We start from the raw sequence: 26187 nt of genomic DNA on the forward strand, positions 1-26187 counted from the left end.
GCTTCCATGAGCGCTTCCACCGGAACGGACGGCTATCGTCGCCTCTACGACGGCTTCCGCTGGCGGGTGCCGAGCCGCTTCAACATCGGCGTCGCCGTCGCCGATGACTGGGCGCGACGGGAGCCGGATCGGCCCGCCATCCTCGAATACGGGTCGGGACGGCCCGCGCGGACGCTGACCTATGGCGATCTGGCGCGCCGGTCGAACGCCTTCGCCAACGCCCTGCGGGCGCGTGGCGTGAGGCGCGGCGACCGGGTGGCTCTGCTCCTGCCGCAGGGGTTCGAAGTCGTCATTGCCCATGTCGCCATCTACAAGCTCGGCGCCATCGCGCTGCCGCTGGCTGTGCTCTTCGGCATCGAGGCGCTGGAATACCGGCTCTACTCTGCGGGTGCGAAGGTCGTGGTGACCAATGCCGGCGGCGTCGAAAAGCTGCGCAAGCTGACGCCGCGCCTGCCCGGCCTGGAATTCGTCGTCTGCGTCGAAGGCGCCGCGGATGCGCTGGACTTCGACCGGCTGGTCGCCGATTCGCCTGCTGCTTTCGAACCGGAGGATACGGGACCGGACGACCCGGCACTGATGATCTTCACCTCCGGCACGACCGGGCCGCCGAAGGGCGCGCTGCACGGCCACCGCGTGCTGCTCGGCCATATGCCGGGCATCGACATGGCCTACGAGTTTCCGCCCCGGCCCGACGAGGTGATGTGGACCCCGGCGGACTGGGCATGGGCGGGCGGCCTGCTCAACGCGCTGTTTCCCGCCCTGATGCTGGGCGTGCCCGTGGTGTCGGCGCGCTTCGACAAGTTTGCGGCCGAGCCGGCGCTGGCGCTGATGGAGGAGATGCGGGTGACCTCGGCCTTCATTCCGCCGACGGCGCTGCGCATGCTGAAAGGCGCCTCGGGCGCGTTGGACAGCAGCCGCCTGCGGTTGCGCGCCGTCTGCTCGGCCGGCGAATCGCTCGGCCGCGAGACGTTCGAGTGGGCGCAGTCCGCGCTCGGGGCGAGCGTCAACGAATTCTACGGCCAGACCGAATGCAATCTCGTGCTCGGATCGAGCCGTGCGCTCGGCGTCAGCCGCGCCGGCGCCATCGGCCTTCCGGTGCCCGGCCATCATGTGGCGCTGATCGACCCGGAAGGACGGGTGCTGCCGGCCGGCAGGCCGGGCCAGATCGCCGTCCGCAAGCCCGATCCGGTGATGTTCCTCGGCTACTGGCAGAACGATGCGGCGACCGAGGCGAAGTTCGTCGGCGACTGGATGACGACCGGCGACCAGGGCATCATGGACGCGGACGGCTATGTGCATTTCTTCGGCCGCGACGACGACGTCATCACTTCGGCCGGCTTCCGCATCGGTCCCGGCGAGATCGAGGATTGTCTGACCGGCCATCCCGCCGTCGCGCTGGCGGCCGCGGTAGGCAAGCCCGACCTGCTCCGCACGGAGATCGTCAAGGCCTATCTCGTGCTGAAGGACGGCGTCGAGGCGAGCGACGGCCTGGCCGAGGAGATCAAGCTTTGGGTGCGCGAGCGCCTGTCCGCCCACGAATACCCGCGCGAGGTGGAGTTCGTCGGGTCGATGCCGCTGACCACGACCGGCAAGGTGATCCGCCGCATCTTCCGCGACAGGGCGCGGGCGGAAGGCAGCGCCTGAGCGTCCTGGCTATTTCCTGCGCAGCAGGCTCTTCACGCGGTTCCTGACCAGCCGCGCCATGTTCCGCGTCTCCTGGTAGAGATGGAGTTGCGACGCCGCCTGCCGGGTGGCGCGGTCGCTGTCCGGCGTCATGCCGATCACCATCGTGCCCATCGGCCGCCGCTCGCTCCACAACCGGCTCATCACCGGATGGTCGGGCACCGCGCAGGAATCCGTCATGACGATGTTGGGATCGTCGAGATGCTGTCTGGTCACCTCGATCATCAGCAGCGTTCCCGGCGAGAAGGCGGCGAGCGTCTCGTCATAGGCCGTCTTCCACGTGTAGGCGACGCCGGCTTCGACGAAGACGACGACCGACGCGATGACCCGGCCGTCCAGCACGAGAGAATGGACGCGGCAGTGGTCCTCCTCCGACAGACGGTGCACGGCCTCGCGGGCGAAGGCGGCCCTGTAGCGGTCGATCGCCATCGCCGTGCCCTGGCGTCCTTTCCAGCCTGCGGCTTCCAGCGACAGGAAGCTCTCCAGCCCGCTCCGCACTTCGTCGACGGTTCGGTCGATCCGGTACTCGAGCGTGCCCGTTTCCTCCAGCCGGCGCTTGAGGCGACGGAACTCGCGGTAGTGGTGCGACCTGAGCGATGCCTTGAGATATTCCCTGCCGTCGAGCCGGCTTGCGAGGACCGGCCGTTCCACGCGCGCCGTGATAACCAGCGGCAGGCCGCGGCTGTCTGCCGCGCGGCTGACGATCGAGGCCACCGGTCCGTCCAGCCGCATGTCCGGCAGGACGAAGATTCTCGGCAGCTTGAGATGCGGCCGTGACATCATCGCGAAGAAGCTCTCGACCACGCCCTCCGGCTCGTCGCGGTCGAGCAGCGGTGTCCCGAGGGGACCGAAGGGGCTCGACCAGGCGCGCAGGATGGGTTGTCCCAGCGGCCCGACCGGCCGCTCGACCGAGAAGGGGACGAGGAAACGCAGCCGGTTCCTGAATTCGTCCCCGTCGCGGATCACCGCAAGCCGCACCTCGCGATCCTCGAGCCGCGGCATGGCCGGGGCGAGGAAGCGGGGATTGAAGAAGACGTTCGGCTCCACGGTGCGCGCGCTGAGGAAATCCAGTTCCTCGACCAGGTCGAAGCCGGCGGCGGCCGGGTAGATGGCGAGCTTGCGCTGCGGCCGGCTGCTTTCCAGCAATTCGTATTGCGCGACATCGGCGCTGTCCGGACTGATGCCGGCGAGCCCGGCGATCATCGGCGCCGAAGCGCTGCCGCTGGTTTCTTCGAGGATGGGTATGGCCGCCATCAGACCGCTCCGCGAGCCGGTGGGGAGAAGAAGATCGCCATGACGATGCCGAGCCGGCGCCAGACGGTGAAGGAAAGCGCCGAGGCTTCGAAGACCATGGAGAGCGTGGTCGCGATCGCCGCGCCCCAGAGCCCCATGGCCGGAATGAGCAGGACCGAGAGGAATATGTTGAGCGCCAGCGTCAGCGCATAGACGGCCGCGCAGATGTTCTGGTTGCCGCTCATGGTGAGCAGGCTTTCCGCCGGCCCCACGGCAGCGCGCGCCACGACGCCGCACACCAGCAGGAAGAGCAGCGGATAGCCGGCTGTGAACTCCGGACCGAACAGCGCCAGCATCGGCTCGCCGAGCACGATGACGACCAGCGCCATCAGCACCGACGGCCAGAAGGTCCAGGATACGGTTTCGCGCGCGAAGGCGGCGAGGCGCTCCGGATCGCCATGGGTGATCGCGGCATAGCGCTGGGCGACCCCCGCCTTCACGGCGAAATAGACGAAATGCACCAGCGCCAGTGTCTTCACCGCCGCGAAATAGACGGCGACGCTGTCGGGGTCCATGAAGAAGCCGACCATCAGCACGTCTGCATTGGTCAGCAGGAAGAAGAAGCTCTCGACCAGGAAGATCGGCAGCGAAATGGCGAACCACGTCCACAGGTGGACCCGGATCGGTCCGCGCGGCACCCGGCGGTCGACCCGCGTGGTGACGCTGACGAGTTGCGCGATCGTGGTCGCGTAGGTGGCGAGGATGGCGGCGATCACCGCCGTCACCGCATTCGCCTCGTAACCCAGAAGGAGGGCGCCGGCCATGCATGCCAGGATGAGCACCGGGCGCGTGATATAGGTGGGCGACAGCGCCGAGAACGCCCATGCATTGGCGCGCGAAATGCCTTGCAGGAGGTCAGACAGTGCGATCATCGGCATGCAGATCACGCCGAGGATGAAGGGCACGACATAGTAGGTCTCGACATGCGGCGACAGCAGCCAGATGCCGAGCGCGCCGGCGCCGGCGATGAGCGTCGAGGCGATCAGCACGAAGACCCGGCTGGCGACGAGTATGCCGCGCAGCTCGTCCATCATGTGCTTGGCGCGGAATTCCGGGATGAAACGGATGATCGACGTGTGGAAGCCGAGGCACGCAAGGTTGCCGGCGATGATCATCGTGGTCCAGACGAGAACGAAGATGCCGTACTCGAAGCTGCCCATCCAGCGGGCGAGCAGCACCTGGCTGACGAAGGCGATGACGGCGCTGAAGATGCGGATGCCGAAGGCGATCACGGACATGCGGCCCGCTTCGCCGCGTTCGTCCGACGCGGAGATCAGGGCGTCCACCCTGTCGAGCGTCGGCCGCAGCCTCAACGCAAGGCGATGCGGCAGCAGCCGCTCGGCCGTGGTCGCCGCGGAAAAACGCACGCACTACTCTCCCGTTTCCGGCTGCGACCCTAGCCGAGAGTCTTTAAGAAACCATTGGATTGAATGCTTCATATGGAGCGTCCGCCGCCACGCCATTTCGATGGCGCGAGGCCCGCGGGATGCGCTAGACAATCTGCCGAAGCCGCGCCCGCACCGGGCGCATCTGGGGAGAGAGACATGAAGCTTGGCATACTGACGGCTCCGTTTCCGGAGACGCCGCTGCTGGACGTGGCCGCCTGGGCGGAAACCGCCGGTTTCGAGGCTCTTGAAATCGCCTGCTGGCCGAAGTCGACGGGGCCGACGCGGCGCTATGCCGGCACCGCCCATATCGACGTTGCGGCCATTTCGGCTTCGGAAGGCAAGGAGTTGGTCGCCGCGCTGGCGGAAAAGGGCCAGTCGATCTCGGCGCTCGGCTACTATCCCAACCCGCTCCATCTCGACCGCGGGCATCGCGAGGCGGTGACCAGCCATCTGAAAAAGGTGATCTCGGCCGCCGGCCGCATGGGCGTTTCGCTGGTCAACACCTTCTGCGGCGGCGACGCGTCGCAGACGGTCGACGCCAACTGGCAGGAGGCGCTGAAGGTCTGGCCGGACATCATTGCCCATGCCCGTGAAAACGGCGTCAGGCTCGCCTTCGAAAACTGCCCGATGATCTTCAGTCACGACGAATGGCCGGGCGGCCACAACATCGCCTATTCGCCCGAAGTCTGGCGTCGCATCATCGAAACCTGGAACGGCGAGGTCGGCATGAACTACGATCCGTCGCATCTCGTCTGGCAGATGATCGATCAGGGCCGTTTCATCCGCGAATTCGGCGGGCACATGCTCCATGTCCACGCCAAGGACCTGATGATCGACCGCGACGGCCTCTACGAGCGGGGCATCCTTTCGGCCGGTATCGGCTGGCAGGTACCCCGCATGCCCGGTCTCGGCGAGGTGGACTGGAACGCCTTCTTCTCCGGCCTTTACCGTGTCGGTTATGACGGCCCGGTCATAATCGAGCACGAGGACCGCCGCTTCGAGGGTTCGGACGAGGCGGTGAAGCGCGGCTTCCTGCTGGCCCGCGACGTGCTGCGGCCGCTGGTGAAGTAGGCTCCTGTCACCTTCTCCGACAGGGGAGAGGGAGGGGTAGCGCCGCCGTTTAAGCGAACGCCCCGTGGCAGTGCTTGTATTTCTTGCCGGAGCCGCAGGGGCAGGCCTCGTTTCGGCCGATCTTGCCCCAGGTCGCGGGATTGTTCGGGTCGCGATCCTCCGGCGCGACGACGCGCTCCGTCACCACGCGCGTCATCAGGGCCGCGTCGCCGAAATCGCCTTCGTTGAAATCGTCCTCACCCGTCGTCGCGTCGAGGTGATGGCCGATGGTCTGCGGCGTCTGTGGCGGCGGTGCCTCGGCCGCCTCGCGCACCAGCTCGACACGCATCAACTGCGCGGTGACCGCCTGGCGAAGATTGCCGAGCATGGTCTGGAAGAGCTCGAAGCCCTCCTGCTTGTACTCCTGTAGCGGGTCGCGCTGGGCGTAGCCTCGGAACCCGACGACGGAGCGCAGATGGTCGAGATTGACCAGATGCTCGCGCCACAGATGATCGAGCGTCTGCAGCAGGATGGAACGCTCGACATAGGCCATCACGTCCGGTCCGAAGCGCTCCGCCCGTTGCTGCGCCGCCTCGTCGGTGAGCTTGATCAGCCGCTCACGGATGTCTTCCTCGGCAATGCCCTCTTCCTTCACCCAGTCCTCGACCGGAATGTCGAGGTTGAGGAAGTTGCGCGCATCCTCCTTGAGTCCGGCGGCGTTCCATTGCTCGGCATAGGCCGTCTCGGGAATGTATTTGTTGACCAGCTCCTCGATGACGTCGTGGCGCATCTCGGTGACGGTCTCGGTGAGGTTTTCGCCGTCCATGAGGTCGAGACGCTGCTCGAACACCACCTTGCGCTGGTCGTTCATCACGTCATCGAATTTCAGCAGGTTCTTGCGGATGTCGAAGTTGCGGGCCTCGACCTTCTTCTGCGCCTTTTCCAGCGCCTTGTTGATCCACGGATGGGTGATCGCCTCGTCTTCCTTGAGGCCGAGCTTCTGCAGCATGCCGTCCATCCGCTCGGAGCCGAAGATGCGCATCAGGTCGTCCTGCAGCGACAGGAAGAATTTCGAGCGGCCGGGATCGCCCTGGCGGCCCGAGCGGCCGCGAAGCTGGTTGTCGATGCGGCGCGATTCGTGGCGTTCGGTGGCGAGCACGTAGAGCCCGCCGGCGGCCAGCGCCTTCTCCTTGAGACGCGCGACGTCCTCGCGGATCGCCTTTTCGCGCGCGTCCCGATCCGGACCCGGCTCGGCGTCGGCGAGTTCCTCGGCTATGCGCATGTCGGCATTGCCACCCAGCTGGATGTCGGTGCCGCGGCCGGCCATGTTGGTGGCGATGGTGATGGCGCCCGGCTTGCCGGCCTGCGCCACGATCTGCGCTTCCTGCTCGTGATGGCGGGCGTTCAGCACCTGGAATTCCTTGAAGCCCTCCTTGCGCAGCCGTTCAGCGAGTTGCTCGGACTTGTCGATGGAGGTCGTGCCGACGAGGATCGGCTGGCCTTTCTCGCGCGCCTCGCGGATTTCCTTGACGATGGCGCGGTACTTTTCCTCGACCGTGCGATAGACCTCGTCGTGCTCGTCGATGCGCTGCACCGGCAGATTCGTCGGGATCTCGGTCACTTCGAGGCCGTAGATGTTGCCGAATTCCTCCGCCTCGGTCAGTGCCGTGCCGGTCATGCCGGAGAGCTTCTTGTACATGCGGAAGTAGTTCTGGAAGGTGACCGAGGCGAGCGTCTGGTTCTCTGGCTGGATCTGGACGTGCTCCTTGGCCTCCAGCGCCTGGTGCAGGCCCTCGGAGAAGCGGCGGCCGGGCATCATGCGGCCGGTGAACTCGTCGATGATGACGATCTCGCCGTTGCGGACGATGTAGTCCTTGTCGCGCGTGAAGAGCCGGTGCGCCTTCAGCGCGTTGTTGACGTGGTGGACCATGGCGACGTTCTCGACGTCGTAGAGCGATTCGCCTTTCAGCAGTCCGGCGCCGCGCAGCATGTTCTCGACGTTTTCCGTGCCTTCCTCGGTGAAGATCGCCGTGCGCTGCTTCTCGTCCACCTCGTAGTCGGCCGGCGCGAGCTTGGTGATGAAGGCGTCGACGGTGTTGTACATCTCCGAACGGTCCTCGAGCGGGCCGGAGATGATGAGCGGCGTGCGCGCCTCGTCGATCAGGATCGAGTCGACCTCGTCGACGATCGCGTAGTTGTGGCCGCGCTGCACCATCTGCACGCGCTCATACTTCATGTTGTCGCGCAGATAGTCGAAGCCGAGTTCGTTGTTGGTGCCGTAGGTGACGTCGCAGGCATAGGCTTCGCGCCGCTCGGTATCGTCCATGCCGTGGACGATGACGCCGACGGTAAGGCCGAGGAACTTGTAGATGCGGCCCATCCATTCCGAGTCGCGCTTGGCGAGATAGTCGTTGACGGTGACGACATGGACGCCCTTGCCGGCGAGCGCGTTGAGGTAGACCGGGGCGGTGGCGACCAACGTCTTGCCTTCGCCCGTCCGCATCTCGGCGATGCCGCCGCCGTGCAGCACCATGCCGCCGATCATTTGCACGTCGAAGGGCCGCATGCCGAGAGCGCGCTTCGCCGCCTCGCGCACGGTGGCGAAAGCGGGGACGAGCAGATCGTCGATATCGGTTCCGTTGGCGAGCTGTTCGCGGAATTGCACGGTGCGCGCCTTCAGAGCATCGTCCGAAAGGGCGGCAAGCTCGTTCTCCAGCGCGTTGATCGCCGCGACGCGAGGCCGGAAGCCCTTGACCCGCCGGTCATTCGACGAGCCGAAGATTGTGCGAGCGAGAGAGCCGAGGCTGACCATCCAGTGGTCCTTTCATCCCAGTCAAGGCCGACCGTGGAACGCCGGCCACTACCGCCATACAAAGTTAGAGGCGGAGACAAACAAGAAAAGCGCCCGGAAATCACTTCTGGACGCAAAGTCGTTGGACAGATAAGAGGGGGCCGAAGCGATGTCAACGCCGCGTGAACATGCGGTCGAGCGCTGAATTCCGCCACATTCGGATCGCCTTGAGGGCGGTCGTAAATTTCACCCGGAGACACTTCATGCTGGTCGTAACGCGTCGTTTGAGGCCGCTTGGCCTTGCCATGGGCCTGTCGCTCGCCATGCTGGGCGGCCTGCAGGCCCAGGAAGACAAGGTGGTCGCGACCGTCAACGGCCAGCAGATCACGGAACAGGACCTCAAGGCCGCCGTCACCGATCTCGATCCGCAGCTTGCGCGCCTGCCGGCCGAACAGCAGCGTGCCGCCGCCCTGTCGGCCCTGATCGAACTGCGCCTGATGGCCGGCGAGGCCGGGGCCAGGGGGCTGGACAAGAATCCGGAGTTCCAGCGTCGGCTGGCCATGCTCAACCAGCGCGCCCTGCATGCCGAGGTCATCGATCAGGAAGTGGCGAAGAAGATCACCGATGAGGAAGTCCGCGCCCGCTACGATCAGGAGATCGCCGCCACGCCGGCCGAGAACGAGGTCAAGGCCCGTCACATTCTGGTGAAGACGAAGGAAGAGGCCGAGGCCATCATCAAGGAGCTCGACGGTGGCGGCGACTTCGAAAAGATCGCCAACGAGAAGACCGAGGACCCGAGCGGCAAGACCAGCGGCGGCGATCTCGGCTATTTCGGCGCCGGCCAGATGGTGCCGGAATTCGAGAAGGCGGCCTTCGCGCTGGAGCCGGGAAGCTACACCAGGGAACCGGTGCAGTCGCAATTCGGCTGGCATGTCATCAAGGTCGAGGACAAGCGCGCCAAGCAGCCGCCGGCCTTCGACGAGGTGAAGGACCAGTTCCGCAACGTCGTGCTGCGCGAGAAGTATTATGCGCTGGTGAAGCAGTTGCGCGATGCCGCGACCGTCGACATCGCCGACGCGGACCTGAAGAAGGCGCTGGAGCCGGCGGCGGAAGGCGCGGGCGAAAAGCCGGCCGAGCAGCCTCAGCAATAGCGGTCAGCGGGCGCCGGCCTGTTCCGGAGCCGCGCCGCTTCGCCGGAAATGCTCAGTCCCGGCGGAAGATGCCTTCCAGCGTCGAGATCAGCGAGGCGGTCTCGAACGGTTTGCGCACTATGGGCACGTCCTTGAATTCCGGCGGGATCATGGCGCTGTCGGCGTAGCCGGTGGCGAACAGGAAGGGAATGCCGCGCCGCCGCAGTTCCTCCGCCACCGGGATGGAGGTGCCCTGGCCGAGATTGACGTCCAGAATGGCCACATCCGGCTCGACGTCGCGCAGCCGCGCCAGCGCCTCCGCGGCCGACCCCGTGGTGACGATCTTCTGGACGCCGTGGTCGGACAGCGTCGAATCGACGTCCATGGCGATCAGCATCTGATCCTCGACGATCAGCACGGTCACGTCGCTCCCGAGCGCCGATCCCGAGGCGTCGTCCGTCGTTCGCGCCGCGCCAGCCATGTCCTGTGAACTCGCGCCCAGAGCGGACGACAGGTGACGCGCCGGGAGGACGAAGGTCGCGCGAAGGCCCTCCCGCTCGAAATCGACGATGCTCCTGCCGCCGAGATCGTAGGGTATGCTGCGATCGATCAGCCGGCTACCGAAGCCCTGTCGCGCCGGTGGCGTCACCGGCGGCCCGCCGCTTTCGCGCCAGACGATCTCGGCATCGCCGTTCGGCAGGTAGCGCCACGTCACGGACAGCGTGCCGCCCGTCCGGGAGAGCGCGCCGTATTTCGCGGCGTTGGTCGCCAGCTCGTGGAGCACCAGCGCCATGACCGAGAAGGCGCGGCTGTCCAGCCAGAGTTTCGGCCCTTCGAGCATGATCGTCGATGCAGGTCCCCGATAGGGCGTGAGTTCCGCATTGATGAGATCGACCAATGCGCCGCCGCCGTCGCCGCGTATCACCTGGTCGTGCGCGAAGGCGAGAGCCTGGATGCGGCCCTTCAGCGACGCCACATAGCTTTCGAGCGTGCGCCCCTCGCGGATCGGATGGCCGACCAGCGATTTGATCACGGCGAGGATGTTCTTGACCCGGTGGTTCAGCTCCTCGTTGAGCATGCGCTGGCGCACGTCCGCCCGGGCGCGCTCCTCGCTCATCAGTTCATTGTAGCGCAGCGCGACCTCGACGGTGGCGCCGCGCGTCGCCTCGGCGATCTCGCGGTCGGCCTCCGTCCAGGGCTGCGACTGCCGGTGCACGGTCTCCTTCCAGATTGCGAAGCTCTTGCGCGGCGTCAGCCGGTCGCCGAGCGGCCCGGGCTGGTAGGACTTGTTCGGATCGCCCGCCCAGTTCAGCGTCTGCACGAACTCCTTGCGGAAGAAGAAGAGATAGTCCCGCGGCGTCTGCGAGAGCGGAACGGCGAGCAGGCCGGCTGCTTCCCCGGCGAAATCCTCGCCCGGCGGGTATTTCTGCGCCAGCGCATGCGTCGCCCACACCCCGCCGGCCGCGACCGAAGTGACGAAGCGGGCAAGGTCCGGAACGGCGCCGGCGGGTGGCGTCGAGCCCAGCCCATGCCAGCTGCCGTTCATCCACAGGCCGACGCCGTCGCTCGGGATGAGTTCGGCGAAGTCCGGGAGGTTCTCCCGGAACAACTGTCCGATGTCTGTATGGTGCGATGCGAGCCGCAGGAAGCGATCCAGAGATCGCCGGGCCGCGTTTGCCGTGTCGAGCTTGTGCTTTTCCCGAAGGGCGTTGAGATGCAGGGAGAAGAACTCCCCGAACATTTCGGCGGCGACGCGCTCCGCCATCTCCATCCGGCGGGGCGAATAGTGGTGGCATGCGATCAGGCCCCACAGCGCCCCGTCGACGATCACCGAGATCGACATGGAGGCGGCTACGCCCATGTTGCGCAGATATTCGAGATGGATGGGCGAGACGCTGCGCAGATGGGCGAAGGAGAGGTCGAGCGGTTCGCCCGATCCGTCGAGCGCCGGTTCGATGGCGACACGCGCCCCGCTGGCATCGGAGATGATGCGGATGGTGTTGCGCAAATAGAGCGCACGCGCCTGCTGGGGGATGTCGCTCGCCGGAAAATACTGGCCGAGGAAGCTTTCGAGATCGGCGCGTTTCGCCTCGGATACGACCTTGCCGGCCCCTTCCTGCTGGAACTGGTAGATCATCACGCGGTCATAGCCGAAGCTGCCGTGCACGAGTCGCGCCGTCTGCTTGACCAGACGCTCGACGCTGTCGATATTCTTGATCCTGCCGATCAGCTCGCGGGCGAGCTGCAGCGGACGCCCATGGGCGCCCGGCTCGAACTCGATAATGACGCTCGATTTGAAGCTGTGGATCGCCATGTCGAAGCGCCCGCCCGCCGGCAGGCCGACATCGAAAAGAAGTGCCGGGCGCGACGCGTCTCCCGCAATGGAAAGGGCATTGCGCAGGTCGTGCGCCACCTTCGCTCCGAGAAGGTCGCCCAGCGCGCGGCCATTGATCTCGCCTTCCAGCCCGAGCATCGCCGCCGCGTTGCGGGAGTGGCGCAGCACGATCGCGGCGCTGGCGTCGCAGGCGATGAGAGAGCCGTGCGGCTGGATGCTGCCGGGGATGTGAATCGGCTCGCGGTCGCAATTGGTGAGGTCGACGCGCTCCCCGCCGCTCATCTTGCGGCTCTCCGGAACGCGTCGAGTGCGTGGCCGAACGTGGCCGATGCGGCCGCGACCGCCGCGTCGGGATCGAAAGGCTCCGCCGCTTCCAGCGCGCCAATGTAGTTTTTCCAGCAATCGGCGCCCCGGCTTTGCACAGACAGATGACGCGCACCGTGCTCCGCCCTGAAGCCGAGCGATATCGCCCGGCGGAAAAGCAGCTTCGCGCCAAGCCGCGAGCCTTCCAGCACGTAGGCGACGCCTAGCGCCTCCGAAATCGAGCGCGGCTGGAGCGCAACGCCGATCGCGGGCGTCCTTCCGATGCCGAGATCGGCCATGTCGGCCTCGATCAGGTGCCGAAGCGGCTCCGGCCGCCAGCAGATCGCCGGATTTTCCTCGAAGCACGGTTCGACTGCCGCCCTGAAGGCGTGTATGCCCGTCAGATAGCGGCTGTAATCGCCGATGGTGTCGAAACCGCCCACAAGGCGGTCCAGCTCGGCGTGTGCGGCGGCAGTCCGTTCGCGCAGTTCGAAACGTCGCGTCTTCGTCAGCATTGCAGGGCGGTCTCGCTGCCTTCTCGGTTGTCGCCAGGCCGCGGGGGCCGACCGAAGCCTGTCCACGAAGCAAGTCGCCGAATAGATAGAACAATGGGCCTGTACGTCAATTTCCTTGGGCGTTGGCGGGTCTTGCGCCTGTCCCCGCGATCGGGCAAACGGAACTCCCGTTTATTCCGCAAGCCGTCCGAGGCCCCATGTCCGCCACCGTTTCCCCGCTCGCGCCGAAGAAATACGTGAAGCTGCCGGCGCTCGAGGGTGTCCGCATCCGGACGGCGGAGGCGGGCATCAAGTACAGGAACCGCACCGACCTCCTGCTGATGGTGTTCGACGAAGGCACCGAGGTCGCCGGCGTCTTCACGCGGTCGAAATGTCCTTCGGCTCCGGTCGATCTGTGCCGCGCCAACCTTCCGGGCGGCCAGGCGCGCGTGCTGGTGGTCAATTCCGGCAATGCCAACGCCTTCACCGGCAGGAAGGGCCGCGAGACGACGTCGCTCACCGCCAAGGCGGCGGCGGCGGCGGTCGGCTGCCGGCCGGACGAGGTGTTCCTCGCCTCGACCGGCGTCATCGGCGAGCCGCTCGACGCCGGAAAGTTCTCGCATCTGCTCAAGGATATGGCCAAGGGCGCGGAAGCCGGGCTCTGGGGTGAGGCCGGCAAGGCCATCATGACCACCGATACCTACCCGAAATATGCCACCGCCACGGTGAAGCTCGGCGATGCCGACGTCACCATCAACGGCATCGCCAAGGGCGCGGGCATGATCGCGCCGGACATGGCGACGATGCTCTCCTTCGTCGCCACCGACGCGCCGATCGCCGCGACCGTCCTCCAGCAGATGCTGTCGGCCGGCACGAAGGGCACCTTCAACGCGGTGACGGTGGACAGCGACACGTCCACCAGCGACACGCTGCTGCTTTTCGCGACCGGCGCGGCGGCGAAGCGCGGCGCGCCGAGGATCACCGATCCGAAGGACGCGCGCCTCATGCAGTTCCGCCGGGCATTGAACCGCATCCTGAAGAATCTGGCGCTGCAGGTCGTGCGCGACGGCGAAGGCGCCCGCAAGCAGGTCGAGGTGACCGTCACCGGTGCGAAATCCGCGCGCTCGGCCAAGAGGATCGCGCTTTCGATCGCCAATTCGCCGCTGGTCAAGACCGCGGTCGCCGGCGAGGACGCCAATTGGGGACGCGTCGTCATGGCCGTCGGCAAGGCGGGCGAGCCGGCCGACCGCGACCTTCTGTCGGTCTGGTTCGGCGACATCCGCGTCGCCCGGGAAGGCGAGCGCGATCCCGATTACTCCGAAGCCGCGACCTCCGACTACATGAAGCGCGACGAGATCCGCATCCGCGCCGACATCGGGCTCGGGCGCGGCAAGGCCACGGTCTGGACCTGCGATCTCACCAAGGCCTATGTCGAGATCAACGGCGACTACCGGAGCTAGAGCTTGCCGACCCCACTCGCACAGCCTGAACTGGCCGCCGTGCGCCGGTTCGAGGCTGCGGGCTTCAGGGCCTGGCCGGCGGCGAAGGTCCATTATGACGGCACCTGGCTCGTGCGGCTCACGCCGGGCCATCCGGCCAAGCGCCTGAACTCGGTCAATCCGCTCGATCCGGGCGATACGCACCATCTGGAGAACCGCATCGAAAAGGTCGGCCGCGAGTTCGCGGCGGCAAGCCTGCCGCTGACCTTCCGCATGTCGCCGCTTTCAGGCGACGCTCTGACCGAGCATTTCGACCGGATTGGCTGGCGGCGGTTCTCCGAGTCGCTCGTCATGCACCGCCCGCTCGACGACGACCTGATCGCCGATGGGCTCGACCAGATCCCGATGCGCGACGTCGCCCGCTTCGTCAGCGCGGCGATCAAGGCCAAGGGCGCGACCAACATATTGCGGCCGGCGCTCACCGACATATTGCTGGCCATCGAGCCCGAAGCCGGTCTCTTTTCGCTGGAAAGGGACGAGGAGCCGCTGGCGGTGGCGATCTGCGTGCAGGATGGGGACCTCGCCGGCCTGTTCGAGGTGGCGACGGCGGAGAGCGAGCGCGGCAAGGGATATGCGCGCCGCATCGTGCTTTCGGCGCTCAAATGGGCGCGGCTGCGCGGCGCTCGCACGGCATGGCTGCAGGTCGAGGAGAGCAACGCGCATGCGCGGGGCCTCTACGATTCGCTGGGCTTCGCCGAACTCTACCGGTATCATTACCGCCAGCCCCCGGAGGCGGCATGACAGACCGCAAGCTGGTCCTCGTCGCCGCCTGCGCGCTGATCGACGTCGACGGTCGCGTGCTGCTGGCGCAGCGCCCGCCGGGCAAGACGCTGGCCGGTCTGTGGGAGTTTCCCGGCGGCAAGGTGGAGCCCGGCGAAACGCCGGAGGAAACGCTGATCCGCGAGCTGCGCGAGGAGATCGGCATCGAGACGAAGACCACCTGCCTCGCGCCGCTGACCTTCGCCAGCCATACCTATGAGACCTTCCACCTTTTGATGCCGCTCTATGTCTGCCGGCGCTACGAAGGCATTGCGAGGCCGCTGGAAGGACAGGCGCTGAAATGGGTCCGCCCACGCGACATGCGGGATTATCCCATGCCGCCGGCCGACGAACCGCTGATCCCTTTCCTCATCGATCTGCTCTGAACGCCGCTTTTCCCGGAATTGTTAAGAGAACGTTCAGCCGAACGTGAAAAATGTAGGCGATCTGGATGCATATCGACCCGTCGCGCGGGCGACGGCAGGGGGCCGCGATGCAGAATGAGGAAGATTGGGAACGAATCCGGAGCAGCCGGGGCGACCGTGCCTTGCCCGGTATCAGCCCTGTCCGGGTTGCCCTGTTGTTCGGCACGGCGGCGATCGCGCTGGCGCTGTTCGCCACCTCCTACCTCGCCGACAGCGGCCGTCGCTTCTATGCCGATGGCGGTCGCCCGGTCGAAGTGGACATGATGTCGACCGGATCGATCTCCCCGTCTCGCACCTACACCATCCGCAAGAGCGTGCTGCAAAGCTCGCCCGACGCCGAATGCATCATCCGGTCCGACGGTTCGACCCAGGGCGAGTGCTGATCGGGTGCGGATGCTCGCGGCGCGCTGGCGTTGCTTGGCGCAATGTTTTTCAACTCAAAGTTAAGGTTGCGGCCTGAGCGTCTGTTAATCTCTTTGCGGTAATTGAAGGACCGACGAGGAGATCCCGTGCGCATGCGAGCCCTGATCCATCGCTTCATCGACGACTGCGCCGGCGCTACGGCGATCGAGTACGCGCTGATCGCCGCGATCCTGTCTCTCGTCGCCATCACCGGCTACTCGACCATGGCCAACAGTGTCCAGAATGCCTATCAGGCGCAGGGCGCGGCCGTCGACAGCACGCGCGAGCGCTTCCAGTAGCCGTCACTTCTCTCCCAGAACCGATTTCAGCGAGATCTTCGCCGAGCCCGGCTTGAGCGGCTTCTGCTGCGTCGGCGATGGCGCCCAGCCGGAAAGCCAGACGATGGCGAAGGTCGCGCGGATGCGGCCGTCCGCATCGGCGAAGCGTTCCGCGTAGATTTCCGCCGCGCGCCGGAAAAGCCTTCGCGTCCCCGGCCGCCGCGAACGGTCGGCGAGCGCGTTGGTCGAGCCTGTCGCCCGGAGATCGCGGATCAGGTCGAACATGGTGTCGTAGCGCACCATCAGCGTCTCTATATCGGAGACCGGCAGCGCCAGCCCGGCGCGCTGCAGAAGCGCACCGGCATCGCGCACGTCGGTGAAGGGGATGACCCGGGGGCTGGCGCCGCCATATAGTTCGGTTTCGGCCGCAAGCAGGCTCTCGCGCAGCTCCGAAAGCGTGCCGGCGCCAGGAAAAGCGGCGAGGAAAAGGCCGTCGGGCTTCAGCGCCCGCCGGATCTGGATCAGCAGTCCCGGCAGGTCGTTGACCTCGTGCAGGGAAAGCAGCGACACGGCGAGGTCGATGCTTTCCGGCGCGAGCGGCACACCTCCCGGCCCGCCGACGATACCCGGCTCGCCGCAGAGAAAGGCCGCGTCCGCCTCCAGCCGCTCCGCGTCTTCGGCGCGGCCGCTGGCGATCACGGCGCGGCGGGCGTCGTCGGTGAAGGAGTAGAGGCTCACCGCCCGCCCGAACCGCCGCCCGACCGTCGAGAGCCTGTCCTCAAGGTCTTCGGCCACGCGCTTCATCAGGAACAGCGCCGACGGGTCGCCGTCTTTCAGCGCGCGCAGCCGGCGCGCGAGGGTCAGTCTGGTGTCGAACAGTTCTTGCAACGGCGTTTCCGGGTCGGTTTATTCATGGATATGGAGGGGCGGTCATCCCGGCGCCAGCCATCGATAGGGGTTTCGTGGACAATCGGGCGTCCGAGATCAAGTCTGTGCTTCGTTCCGGATTGAGCTGGAGCGCGAATCTTCTGTTCCCACCCGCCTGTCCGGGCTGCGGCCTGCGCGTATCCCGTCCCGCGACCTTGTGCGGCGACTGCTGGCCGAAGCTGCGTTTTCTGGAGCGGCCATGGTGCGACGTCCTCGGCACGCCGTTCGAGCGCGACGAGGAGGAGGCCGTCGTTTCGGCCGCCGCGATCGCCGATCCGCCTGTCTTCGACCGCTCGCGCGCGGCGGTCGCCTATACCGGTGTCGCCCGCAAGCTTGTGCAGAACCTGAAATATGGCGACCGCACCGACCTTGCGCCATGGATGGCGCGCTGGATGCTGCGCGCCGGCGCCGAACTGTTCGAGCCGGGGCAGGTCGTGGTGCCGGTGCCGCTGCACTGGCGGCGCTTTCTGTCGCGGCGCTTCAACCAGTCGGCCGAACTGGCGCGCGCGCTTGCCCGGCTGAGGGGCCTGACCTTCGCGCCGGAACTTCTGGTGCGGGCCCGGCTGACGCGCCAGCAGGTCGGGCTCGGCCAACGCGAGCGCAAGGAGAATGTCCGGGCGGCTTTCGCCGTGCCGGCTGCGCTGAAGCCGCGCGTTTCTGGCGCCGTTATCCTGCTTGTCGATGATGTCTATACGACCGGCGCGACCGTCTCAGCGGCGGCAAAGGCGCTGAAAAGGGCCGGTGCCGCGCGCGTCGACGTGCTCACCTTCGCGCGCGTCCTGCCAGGGGACTTCCTGCCGGAGGATCAAGACCTTATATAGCCGGTTGATGCAACGAGGCCGGTCATGGTCGATGTAACGATCTATACCCGAATGATGTGCGGCTACTGTGCCGCGGCGAAGCGTCTGCTCGACAGGAAGGGCGTGGCCTATGACGAGCGCGACGCCAGCTTTTCCCCGGAATTGCGCCAGGAGATGATCTCCCGGGCCAACGGGCGTTCCACATTTCCGCAGATCTTCATCGGCGACGTCCATGTCGGCGGCAGCGACGATTTGCATGAACTCGAGCGGCAGGGCAAACTCGACGCCCTGCTGGGCAAGGCATAGCCGGGGCGTTTGAGGGCGAGGCGATGGGTGTTTTCAGGGCTGCGGCCGTTCAGATGCGTTCCGGCACCAGCGTCGAGCGCAACGCGAAGGCCATGGAAGAGCTGGTGCGCGAGGCGGTCGCGCAAGGTGCGCACTATGTCCAGACGCCGGAGATGACCGGCGCGCTGCTGCGCGACAAGGAGGCGTTGCGTGCGTCGCTCAAGCCCGAGAACGAGGATCTGATCGCCGGCGCCGCGAGCCGCCTCGCTTCCGAACTCGGCATCTATCTCCACATCGGCTCGACCGCGATCGCGCGGCCGGACGGCAAGATCGCCAACCGCGCCTTCCTGTTCGATCCGAAAGGCGGCCTCGTCACCACCTACGACAAGATCCACATGTTCGACGTCGATCTGGACAATGGCGAGAGCTGGCGCGAATCCGCGACCTACGAGCCCGGCCAGAGCGCGGCCGTCGTCGACCTGCCCTTCGCCCGGCTCGGCTTCGCGGTCTGCTACGATCTGCGCTTCCCGCAGCTTTTCCGCGCCGAGGCGCTGGCCGGCGCGAACGTGCTCACCACGCCGGCGGCCTTCACCCGCCAGACCGGCGAGGCGCACTGGCATGTGCTGATCCGCGCCCGCGCCATAGAGAACGGCGCGTGGGTCGTTTCGGCCGCGCAGGGCGGCGTGCATGAGGACGGTCGCGAGACCTACGGCCATTCGCTGATCGTCGATCCGTGGGGCAGGGTGGTTGCCGAGGTCGACGGCAATGCCCCGGGTGTCGCCGTCGCCGAGATCGACACCGAAGCCTCCGTGGCGGCGCGTGGGAAAATTCCGAACCTCAGGAACGCCCGCGAATTCAAGGTGGCTGCGACCGGCGACGCCGCGCCTGCCCTGAGGGCCGCATCTTGATCCGCTTCTCCCTCCACTGCGAGCACGCCCACGAATTCGAGGGCTGGTTCCGCAGCAACGACGATTTCGACACGCAGAAGAAGCGCGGTTTCGTCGAGTGCCCGGCCTGCGGTTCCAACAAGGTCGAGAAGGCGCTGATGGCACCGGCGGTCTCCACCTCGCGCAAGCAGGAGAAGATGGCGCTCGCCATGGGCGAGCAGCAGCGGCGTGCCATGGCCGAGTTGAAGGCGCTCTCGCAGAAGATGCGCGAGAATGCCGATTATGTCGGCGACAAGTTCGCCGAGGAGGCGCGCAAGATCCATTTCGGCGAGACGGAAGCGCGCGGCATCTACGGCGAGGCCACGGCCGAGGAGGCGAAGGGCCTGATCGACGACGGCGTCGATTTCATGCCGATTCCGGTATTCCCGGACGAACAGAACTGAGCATTTCCAGAAAAAGTGAAACGGTTTTGCGTCCGCAAATACGGATAATTGCTCCGGCCTGACCCGTATCGCGATGTCCGTCTGGCCCATTCCCGCCGGTCGCGATGAGGTCAGTGTAGCGGTTCGACTAGCCGATTCCATCAGCAGGGCCGCTTTCCATGTCTCGCGTCTGGAACTCCGCCCTGGCCCTGCTGCTCGTCACCGGCACCATGCTCGGCCTCAACCTGCCGTTCGGCAAGCTGGCGACCGACGGCGGCGTGTCGCCGATCCTGTGGGCCTTCATCATTTCGGCAGGTGCGAGCGGTCTCCTGCTTGTCGTGCTGCGCGCACGTCGCGGCAGGCTGGTGCTGACGCCGCATAATCTGCGCTACTTTCTCATCACCGCCGCGGTCTCCTACGCCATCCCGAATCTCCTGATGTTCTCGGCCATGCCGCATCTCGGCACCGGATACATGGGCATCATGTTCACCCTGTCGCCGGTCGTCACGCTGGTGTTCTCCATCCTCCTCGGCGTCAGGCGGCCGACCGGCCTTGGCGTCGCCGGCATCGCGATCGGCTTCGCCGGCGCCCTCATCGTCGCCATGACGCGCGGCGGCAGCGGCGGCTCGGCAGGCCTGTTCTGGATCGTGATCGGCCTCCTGATGCCGGTCAGCCTCGCGGTGGGCAACGTCTACCGCACGCTGGACTGGCCGTCCGGGACCGGGCCGATCGAACTGGCGGTCGGCAGCCATGTCGCCGCGGCGATCATGCTGCTTGCCGGATCGCTCGCGGTGGACGGGGGAGGGGCTTTCGCCGCGCTCGCCGATATGCCGCTGCTCGTCGTCGCGCAGATCGTTTCGGCCGCGGCGATGTATGCCTTCTATTTTCGCCTGCAGGATGTCGGCGGGCCGGTCTATCTCAGCCAGATAAGCTATGTCGCGGCCGCCATCGGCCTCATCTCGGGCATGCTGGTCTTCGGCGAGCGCTATGCGCTGCTGACGTGGCTTGGCGCGGCGATCATCTGCGCCGGCGTCGCGATGACCACGAAGGCGCAGAAGGGCTGACCGGCGGAAGGCCCGTCACCCAGCGATCAGCGTCGTCACCCAGTAGGTCGCTGCCGCGATGGCTCCGGCCATCGGAATGGTGATGATCCACGCGACGACGATGCCCTTTGCCACGCCCCAGCGGACGGCGGACGCCCGCCGCGCCGCGCCGACGCCGATGATCGCGCCGGTGATGGTGTGCGTGGTTGAGACCGGAATGCCGAGCCAGGTCGCGCCGAACAGCGTCAGCGCGCCGCCCGTCTCGGCGCAGAAACCCTGCATGGGGTTGAGTCGCGTGATCTTCGAACCCATCGTGTGCACGATGCGCCAGCCACCGAACAGGGTGCCGAGCGCCAGCACCGCCTGGCAGGACAGCACGACCCACAGCGGCACGTAGAATTCCGGCCCGAGCATCCCCTGCGAGTACAGGAGCACGGCAATGATGCCCATCGTCTTCTGGGCGTCGTTGCCGCCATGGCCGAGCGAATAGAGCGAGGCGGAGACGAATTGCAGGACGCGGAACGTGCTGTCCACGGCGAAGGGCGTCCTGCGCACGAACACCCACGAGACGATGAGCACGAGGATCAGCGCCAGCATGAAGCCGGTGAGCGGCGACAGCACGATGGCCGCCGACGTCTTGATGAGGCCTTTCCAGACGATGGCGCTCAGCCCCACCTTGGCGAGACCCGCCCCGACCATGCCGCCGATCAGCGCGTGCGAACTGCTCGACGGGATGCCGTAGTGCCAGGTGATGACGTTCCAGGCGATCGCGCCGATCAGCGCGGCGAAGATCACGGTCGGATCGACGATGTCGGCGCTTATGATGCCGGTGCCCAGCGTCTCCGCGACGTGGAGGCCGAAAAACAGGAACGCGATGAAGTTGAAGAACGCCGCCCAGGCCACGGCGTAATGCGGCCTCAGCACCCGCGTCGAGACGATGGTGGCGATGGAGTTGGCCGCATCATGCAGGCCGTTGAGAAAATCGAAGACCAGCGCGACGCCGATCAGCGCGACGAGGATGGGCAGGGCGAGGGTGACGTCCATGTGAAGGTCAGACGTTCTCGATCACGATGCCGCTGATCTCGTTGGCGACGTCCTCGAAGCGGTCCATGACCTTCTCCAGCTCCGAGTAGAGCTCGCGTCCGATCATGTAGGCCATCGGGTCGGAGCGCCCGTGCGTCTTGAACAGTTCCTTCAGGCCGAGATCGTGCAATTCGTCCGAGCGCCCCTCGATCCTCATCACCTCTTCGGCGAGGGCCGTCAGTCGGGGCGCGTTGGCGCTCACCTTTTCCAGGAGCGGGATGGACTGCGCGGTCAGCTTGGCCGCCTGCACGATGATGCCGCCCATCTCGCGCATGCGCGGGTCGAAGCTGTCCTGCTCGAACAGCATCACCGTCTTGACCGTCTTGTGCATCATGTCGATGGCGTCATCCATGGACTGGATGAGGTCCTTGATGTCGCCGCGGTCGAAGGGCGTGATGAAGCTGCGCCGCACGGCGGCCAGCACCTCGGCGGTGATCGCGTCGGCCTGGCCCTCCAGCTCTACGATGCGCCGGCATTCGGTCGCGACGCCCTCGCCGCCGGCCAGCAGCCTTTCCAGCGCTTCGGCGCCGCCGACCAGCACCTTGGAGTGCGCGTTGAAAAGGTCGAAGAACTTGTCTTCGCGCGGCAGCAGCCGCCTGAACCAGCCCATCATGTCCGCAATCCACCATTGTCGCGAGCGATCGTCCGCGCCTTTTCGCACGACTTTAGCCGCTTAAACAATTTCCGATTTTGCGAAACGCACAGCTGCGCAAGGAAGTTCGATCCGATGCGCCCGGCGGTGCGGCCAGATCCTGAACTTTGGTCAGACCACCGAGAGTTTCTCGGCGAGCAGCATATAGTTGACGTCCATGTCCCTGGACTTCTGCCATCGGTCGGCGAGCGGGTTGTACACGACCCCCGTGCGGTCGACGATGCCCATGCCGGCGTCGGTCAGCGCCTTTTCCAGTTCCTCCGGCCGCACCAGCTTGCTGAACTGGTGGGTGCCGCGCGGCAGCCAGCGCAGCACGTATTCGGCGCCGACGATGGCGAGCGCCAGCGCCTTGAGGGTGCGGTTGATGGTTGCGACGAACATCAGCCCGCCCGGCTTTACCATGCCGGCGCAGGCATTGACGAAGAGCGGCACGTCGGAGACGTGTTCCACCACTTCCATGTTGAGGATGACGTCGAATTTTTCGCCGGCTTCGGCCAGCGCTTCGGCCGTCGTCGCGCGATAGTCGATCTCGACCTTCGATTCGGCGGCATGAAGCTTCGCCACCTCGATATTGGTCTCCGACGCATCGGCGCCGACCACGTCCGCGCCGAGCCGCGCCATGGGCTCGCACAGCAGCCCGCCGCCGCAGCCTATGTCGAGGATGCGCAGGCCCGCCAGCGGCCGCGCCGCGCGCGGGTCGCGCCCGAACCGCTCCGCGATCTGGTCGCGGATATAGGCGAGCCGCACGGGGTTGAACTTGTGCAGCGGCTTGAACTTGCCGTTCGGGTTCCACCATTCCGCGGCGAGAGCGGAGAAACGTTCGACTTCCTCTACGTCGATGGTCGATCGTCGTGCTTCGGGCATGGGCGTTGTCTCCTCGCGGCAGAATCAAGTCGGGCGGGAGGCCTCGAAAGTCAAGGCAGCAATTTTCATCTGGCCTGCAGGGTCGGGAGCCGATGTCAGCAGATGGCAGTTCATGGGCGAGTTCGATTGCGGGCGTCGCCGGTCTGCCTATATGCAGGGCAGCCATTTTGGATCAGCCATTTCCATGCAGCCGATTCTTTCCGTTCAGGATCTCTCCAAAACCTATGCCAACGGCTTCCAGGCCCTGAAGCGCGTCAGCCTCGACGTGCGCAAGGGCGAGATTCTGGCGCTGCTCGGGCCGAACGGGGCGGGCAAGACCACGCTGATCAGCATCGTCTGCGGCATCGTCAACGCCAGTTCCGGCTCGGTCGAGGTGGCCGGCCACGACATTGTTCGCGATTATCGCGCCGCCCGCGCGATAATCGGCCTCGTCCCGCAGGAGCTCACCACCGACGCCTTCGAGACGGTCTGGGCGACCGTCTCCTTCAGCCGGGGCCTGTTCAACAAGCCGAAGAATCCCGGGTTCGTCGAAAAGGTGCTGCGCGATCTCTCGCTCTGGGACAAGAAGGACCAGAAGATCATGACCCTGTCGGGCGGCATGAAGCGCCGCCTGATGATCGCCAAGGCCCTGTCGCACGAACCGCAGCTTCTGTTTCTCGACGAGCCGACCGCCGGCGTCGACGTCGAGCTTCGGCGCGACATGTGGGAGCTGGTGCGCCGGCTACGCGACACCGGCGTCACCGTCATCCTCACCACCCACTATATCGAGGAGGCGGAGGAGATGGCCGACCGGGTGGGCGTCATCAGCAAGGGCCAGCTCATGCTGGTCGAGGAAAAACGCACGCTGATGCGGCAGTTCGGCAGGAAGCAGCTGACGCTCGAACTTCAGGAACCGCTTTCCGCGATCCCGGATGCGCTCGCCAAATATCCGCTGGAGCTGCGCGACGAGGGCCGGACGCTGGTCTTCACCTATGATTCGCGGGGCGAGCGCACGGGCATGACCGCGCTGCTGTCGGATGTGATGGCGAGCGGCATCCGCATCCGCGATCTCGACACCGAGCAGACCTCTCTCGAGGACATTTTCGTCAACCTCGTCAGCCACGGCATTGTGGGGCAGCAGCAATGAACCTGCGCGCGATCCAGGCGATTTACACATTCGAGATGGCGCGGACATTCCGCACGCTGCTGCAGAGCATCGTGTCGCCCGTGGTTTCCACCTCACTCTATTTCGTGGTTTTCGGCGGCGCCATCGGCTCGCGCATCCAGGAAGTGGACGGGATTCACTATGGCTCCTTCATCGTGCCGGGCCTCATCATGCTCTCGCTGCTGACGCAGAGCATCTCCAACGCCTCCTTCGGCATCTATTTTCCAAAGTTCGTCGGCACGATCTACGAACTGCTTTCGGCGCCGGTCTCCTTCGTCGAGATCGTCATCGCCTATGTCGGCGCGGCGGCGACCAAGTCGATCATCCTCGGCGTCATCATTCTGGGCACGGCGTCGCTTTTCGTGCCGCTCCGCATCGAGCATCCCGTCGTCATGCTGCTGTTTCTGGTGCTCACCGCGACGACCTTCAGCCTCTTCGGCTTCATCATCGGCATCTGGGCGGACGGCTTCGAGAAGCTGCAACTGATCCCGCTGCTCATCGTGACGCCGCTCACTTTTCTCGGCGGCAGCTTCTATTCCCTCGACATGCTGCCGCCCTTCTGGCACGCGGTCTCCTACTTCAATCCCGTCGTCTATCTGGTCAGCGGCTTCCGCTGGAGCTTCTTCGGCACCGCCGATGTCGGCGTCGGCATCAGCCTGATGGCGACGCTCGCCTTCCTGCTCGCCTGCATCGCCATTGTCGCTTGGATATTCCGGACCGGCTACAAACTGAAACAGTGACGGGCCGGCGCGGGGCCGACGGGTTTCTTGCGGATACGGGGGGCTTGGAGTAGATTCGCCGCAGCCTTTGCAGTCAGTGAGCTACTGCCATGAGCCACGCCAGCAGCATGTTCGGGCTACTCCGCCAGGCCGCCGACAACGATGTCGTCGATGCCATCGAGAGGCTGGTCGCCGACGCGCCGGACCGGTATCTCAACCGCGTTAATGCGCTGGCTTTCGCCGGAAAATACGGGCTCGACCCGGAGAAGACGATCGCCGCCTTCCTGCACGGCGCCCGCATCGGGCTGTTCGACATGGCGTGGAACGTGCTCTGCCCCGGTTGCGGCGGAGTGCTGGACACCAATGCGTCGCTCAAGACCATCCGCAAGGAAAGCTACATTTGCGCGCTCTGCGCCGACAATTATTCGCCCACGCTGGACGAGATGGTCGAGGTGACGTTCACGGTCAGCCCTCGCGTGCGCAAGCTCGAGGCGCATGCGCCGGACGAGCTGCCGCTGCCCGAATACTACCGGCAGATCTATTGGGGCTCCGGCGTCGATCTGCCGGAGGAAGGCTACGAGGAGACGATCGACCAGTTCGTCATCGATCACGTCGAGCTGGACCCCGGCGAGAAGGCGGTGCTTTCGGTGCAGCTGCCGCCCGAATTCATCATCATCTTCGAGCCGGTGACCCACGGCGTGCAGTTCATCGACGTCAAGGGCGAGCCGACGAAGGAGCGGCAGTCGCTGTCCATCGGCTACGACAGGGCGCACACCCACAACAAGACGCTGGAGATGCAGCCCGGCCCGCTGCGGCTCTCTCTGGAGAACCGCGCCGACGTGCGCGTTCTGCCCAGCATCTGCATCGCGGGCGAGGTGCTGCACGACATGCTCGGCAGGCGGCGGCCATTCCTGACGGCGAAGCACCTTTTGACGAACCAGACGTTCCGCGATCTCTACCACGCGGATTCGCTCGATGTCGGCCAGCGCCTGAAGATCACCAGCCTGACCTTCCTTTTTACCGACCTGCGCGGCTCCACCGAACTCTACGAGCGCGTCGGCGATCTGGTGGCTTTCGATATCGTGCAGTCGCATTTCGAGGTGCTGAACGAAATCGTGGCCGCCGAGGCGGGCGCGGTGGTGAAGACCATCGGCGACGCCGTCATGGCCACCTTTCCGACGCCGGACCGCGCCGTGGCGGCCGCTCTCCGGATGCGCGACGCCATGCGGCGGCTGAACGAGGAGCGTGGCAGCGAAGACCTGCTGCTCAAGATCGGCGTCCATGAAGGGCCGTGCATCGCCGTGGCGATGAACGAACGCCAGGACTATTTCGGCCAGACGGTCAACATCGCCTCGCGCGTGCAGGGGCTGGCGAACTCCCATCTGATCTTCGCCACGGAAGCGGTGGTCGGCGACACCAGGACGGCGGACCTCCTGCGTGGCCGGTCGCTCAGCCCCGAGGCGCGGCCCGCAACGCTGCGCGGCATCGGTCACGAGATGCAGGTTTACGCCATTCCGTGAGGCGCGGTTCC

The 26187-nt window shown here is 65.9% G+C and carries 25 protein-coding genes; 16 read left to right on the top strand and 9 right to left on the bottom strand.

The window, feature by feature from the left end; translation table 11 throughout:
• Positions 1 to 6: 6 nt before the first annotated feature.
• A complete protein-coding gene (locus M9955_12195; GenBank protein MCO5082405.1) occupies positions 7 to 1644 on the top strand; it encodes an AMP-binding protein in 1638 nt (545 codons plus the stop codon).
• Positions 1645 to 1653: 9 nt separating this feature from the next.
• Here M9955_12195 and M9955_12200 read toward each other — a convergent pair whose 3' ends face one another.
• Both M9955_12200 and M9955_12205 read right to left on the bottom strand, forming a co-directional pair.
• A complete protein-coding gene (locus M9955_12200) occupies positions 1654 to 2937 on the bottom strand; it encodes a GNAT family N-acetyltransferase (GenBank protein ID MCO5082406.1) in 1284 nt (427 codons plus the stop codon).
• Positions 2937 to 4343, bottom strand: coding sequence for an oligosaccharide flippase family protein (locus tag M9955_12205; GenBank protein MCO5082407.1), 1407 nt, complete (start codon positions 4341 to 4343; stop codon positions 2937 to 2939). The genes M9955_12200 and M9955_12205 overlap by 1 nt, the downstream gene beginning before the upstream one ends.
• A 177-nt stretch (positions 4344 to 4520) precedes the next feature.
• On the opposite strand from M9955_12205, the gene M9955_12210 reads away from it, so the two are divergent.
• On the top strand, positions 4521 to 5435 hold the full coding sequence (locus M9955_12210; GenBank protein MCO5082408.1) for a sugar phosphate isomerase/epimerase: 915 nt from the start codon (positions 4521 to 4523) through the stop codon (positions 5433 to 5435).
• A gap of 49 nt (positions 5436 to 5484) precedes the next feature.
• Here the strand turns inward: M9955_12210 and secA are convergent, their stop codons facing one another.
• Positions 5485 to 8226 carry a preprotein translocase subunit SecA gene (gene secA / locus M9955_12215; GenBank protein ID MCO5082409.1) on the bottom strand — a complete coding sequence of 914 codons (2742 nt, stop codon included), beginning with the start codon at positions 8224 to 8226 and terminating at the stop codon, positions 5485 to 5487.
• A 242-nt stretch (positions 8227 to 8468) separates the two neighbouring features.
• On the opposite strand from secA, the gene M9955_12220 reads away from it, so the two are divergent.
• Entirely contained in the window at positions 8469 to 9356 is an 888-nt protein-coding gene (locus M9955_12220) for a peptidylprolyl isomerase (GenBank protein MCO5082410.1), read from the top strand.
• Between the two features lie 52 nt (positions 9357 to 9408).
• Here the strand turns inward: M9955_12220 and M9955_12225 are convergent, their stop codons facing one another.
• Both M9955_12225 and M9955_12230 read right to left on the bottom strand, forming a co-directional pair.
• Positions 9409 to 11952: a GAF domain-containing protein gene (locus M9955_12225; protein MCO5082411.1), complete on the bottom strand. Its 2544-nt coding sequence runs from the start codon at positions 11950 to 11952 to the stop codon at positions 9409 to 9411.
• Entirely contained in the window at positions 11949 to 12488 is a 540-nt protein-coding gene (locus M9955_12230) for a biliverdin-producing heme oxygenase (protein ID MCO5082412.1), read from the bottom strand. The genes M9955_12225 and M9955_12230 overlap by 4 nt, the downstream gene beginning before the upstream one ends.
• 197 nt (positions 12489 to 12685) lie before the next feature.
• Here M9955_12230 and argJ point away from each other — a divergent pair, with 197 nt between their 5' ends.
• From argJ to M9955_12255, 5 genes are all read left to right on the top strand, one after another.
• Entirely contained in the window at positions 12686 to 13927 is a 1242-nt protein-coding gene (gene argJ / locus M9955_12235; GenBank protein MCO5082413.1) for a bifunctional glutamate N-acetyltransferase/amino-acid acetyltransferase ArgJ, read from the top strand.
• 3 nt (positions 13928 to 13930) lie between these two features.
• Positions 13931 to 14707 (top strand): GNAT family N-acetyltransferase, encoded by a 777-nt coding sequence (locus tag M9955_12240; GenBank protein MCO5082414.1) that lies wholly within the window; start codon positions 13931 to 13933, stop codon positions 14705 to 14707.
• Positions 14704 to 15111, top strand: coding sequence for a (deoxy)nucleoside triphosphate pyrophosphohydrolase (locus tag M9955_12245; protein MCO5082415.1), 408 nt, complete (start codon positions 14704 to 14706; stop codon positions 15109 to 15111). Before M9955_12240 ends, M9955_12245 begins: the two co-directional genes overlap by 4 nt.
• Before the next feature lie 107 nt (positions 15112 to 15218).
• On the top strand, positions 15219 to 15533 hold the full coding sequence (locus M9955_12250; protein ID MCO5082416.1) for a hypothetical protein: 315 nt from the start codon (positions 15219 to 15221) through the stop codon (positions 15531 to 15533).
• A 132-nt stretch (positions 15534 to 15665) separates the two neighbouring features.
• Positions 15666 to 15851: a Flp family type IVb pilin gene (locus tag M9955_12255; GenBank protein MCO5082417.1), complete on the top strand. Its 186-nt coding sequence runs from the start codon at positions 15666 to 15668 to the stop codon at positions 15849 to 15851.
• Between the two features lie 3 nt (positions 15852 to 15854).
• Here M9955_12255 and M9955_12260 read toward each other — a convergent pair whose 3' ends face one another.
• Complete coding sequence (locus M9955_12260) at positions 15855 to 16718, bottom strand: class I SAM-dependent methyltransferase (GenBank protein ID MCO5082418.1); 864 nt, start codon at positions 16716 to 16718, stop codon at positions 15855 to 15857.
• Positions 16719 to 16792: 74 nt separating this feature from the next.
• On the opposite strand from M9955_12260, the gene M9955_12265 reads away from it, so the two are divergent.
• The 5 genes from M9955_12265 (at position 16793) to M9955_12285 (ending at position 20215) form a co-directional block, all read left to right on the top strand.
• A complete protein-coding gene (locus M9955_12265; GenBank protein ID MCO5082419.1) occupies positions 16793 to 17578 on the top strand; it encodes a ComF family protein in 786 nt (261 codons plus the stop codon).
• A 24-nt stretch (positions 17579 to 17602) separates the two neighbouring features.
• Positions 17603 to 17863 carry a glutaredoxin 3 gene (gene grxC, locus M9955_12270; GenBank protein ID MCO5082420.1) on the top strand — a complete coding sequence of 87 codons (261 nt, stop codon included), beginning with the start codon at positions 17603 to 17605 and terminating at the stop codon, positions 17861 to 17863.
• 23 nt (positions 17864 to 17886) lie between these two features.
• Positions 17887 to 18750: a carbon-nitrogen hydrolase family protein gene (locus tag M9955_12275; protein MCO5082421.1), complete on the top strand. Its 864-nt coding sequence runs from the start codon at positions 17887 to 17889 to the stop codon at positions 18748 to 18750.
• The gene (locus M9955_12280; protein ID MCO5082422.1) at positions 18747 to 19172 is read left to right on the top strand and encodes a DUF1178 family protein; all 426 of its coding nucleotides are present in this window, start codon (positions 18747 to 18749) and stop codon (positions 19170 to 19172) included. The genes M9955_12275 and M9955_12280 overlap by 4 nt, the downstream gene beginning before the upstream one ends.
• Positions 19173 to 19330: 158 nt before the next feature.
• Positions 19331 to 20215: a DMT family transporter gene (locus M9955_12285; GenBank protein MCO5082423.1), complete on the top strand. Its 885-nt coding sequence runs from the start codon at positions 19331 to 19333 to the stop codon at positions 20213 to 20215.
• Positions 20216 to 20230: 15 nt separating this feature from the next.
• Here M9955_12285 and M9955_12290 read toward each other — a convergent pair whose 3' ends face one another.
• The 3 genes from M9955_12290 to ubiG form a co-directional block, all read right to left on the bottom strand.
• On the bottom strand, positions 20231 to 21238 hold the full coding sequence (locus M9955_12290; GenBank protein MCO5082424.1) for an inorganic phosphate transporter: 1008 nt from the start codon (positions 21236 to 21238) through the stop codon (positions 20231 to 20233).
• A 7-nt stretch (positions 21239 to 21245) separates the two neighbouring features.
• Complete coding sequence (locus tag M9955_12295; GenBank protein MCO5082425.1) at positions 21246 to 21890, bottom strand: DUF47 domain-containing protein; 645 nt, start codon at positions 21888 to 21890, stop codon at positions 21246 to 21248.
• Positions 21891 to 22040: 150 nt separating this feature from the next.
• Positions 22041 to 22793: a bifunctional 2-polyprenyl-6-hydroxyphenol methylase/3-demethylubiquinol 3-O-methyltransferase UbiG gene (gene ubiG, locus M9955_12300; GenBank protein MCO5082426.1), complete on the bottom strand. Its 753-nt coding sequence runs from the start codon at positions 22791 to 22793 to the stop codon at positions 22041 to 22043.
• A gap of 184 nt (positions 22794 to 22977) precedes the next feature.
• On the opposite strand from ubiG, the gene M9955_12305 reads away from it, so the two are divergent.
• The 3 genes from M9955_12305 to M9955_12315 all read left to right on the top strand — a co-directional run bounded on the left by M9955_12305 (position 22978) and on the right by M9955_12315 (position 26176).
• The gene (locus M9955_12305; GenBank protein ID MCO5082427.1) at positions 22978 to 23919 is read left to right on the top strand and encodes an ABC transporter ATP-binding protein; all 942 of its coding nucleotides are present in this window, start codon (positions 22978 to 22980) and stop codon (positions 23917 to 23919) included.
• Positions 23916 to 24677, top strand: a complete 762-nt coding sequence (locus M9955_12310) for an ABC transporter permease (GenBank protein ID MCO5082428.1) — start codon at positions 23916 to 23918, stop codon at positions 24675 to 24677. The genes M9955_12305 and M9955_12310 overlap by 4 nt, the downstream gene beginning before the upstream one ends.
• 89 nt (positions 24678 to 24766) lie before the next feature.
• Positions 24767 to 26176, top strand: a complete 1410-nt coding sequence (locus M9955_12315; protein ID MCO5082429.1) for an adenylate/guanylate cyclase domain-containing protein — start codon at positions 24767 to 24769, stop codon at positions 26174 to 26176.
• Positions 26177 to 26187: the final 11 nt, after the last annotated feature.

Source organism: Rhizobiaceae bacterium (assembly GCA_023953845.1).
Classification (GTDB): Bacteria; Pseudomonadota; Alphaproteobacteria; order Rhizobiales; family Rhizobiaceae; genus Arvimicrobium.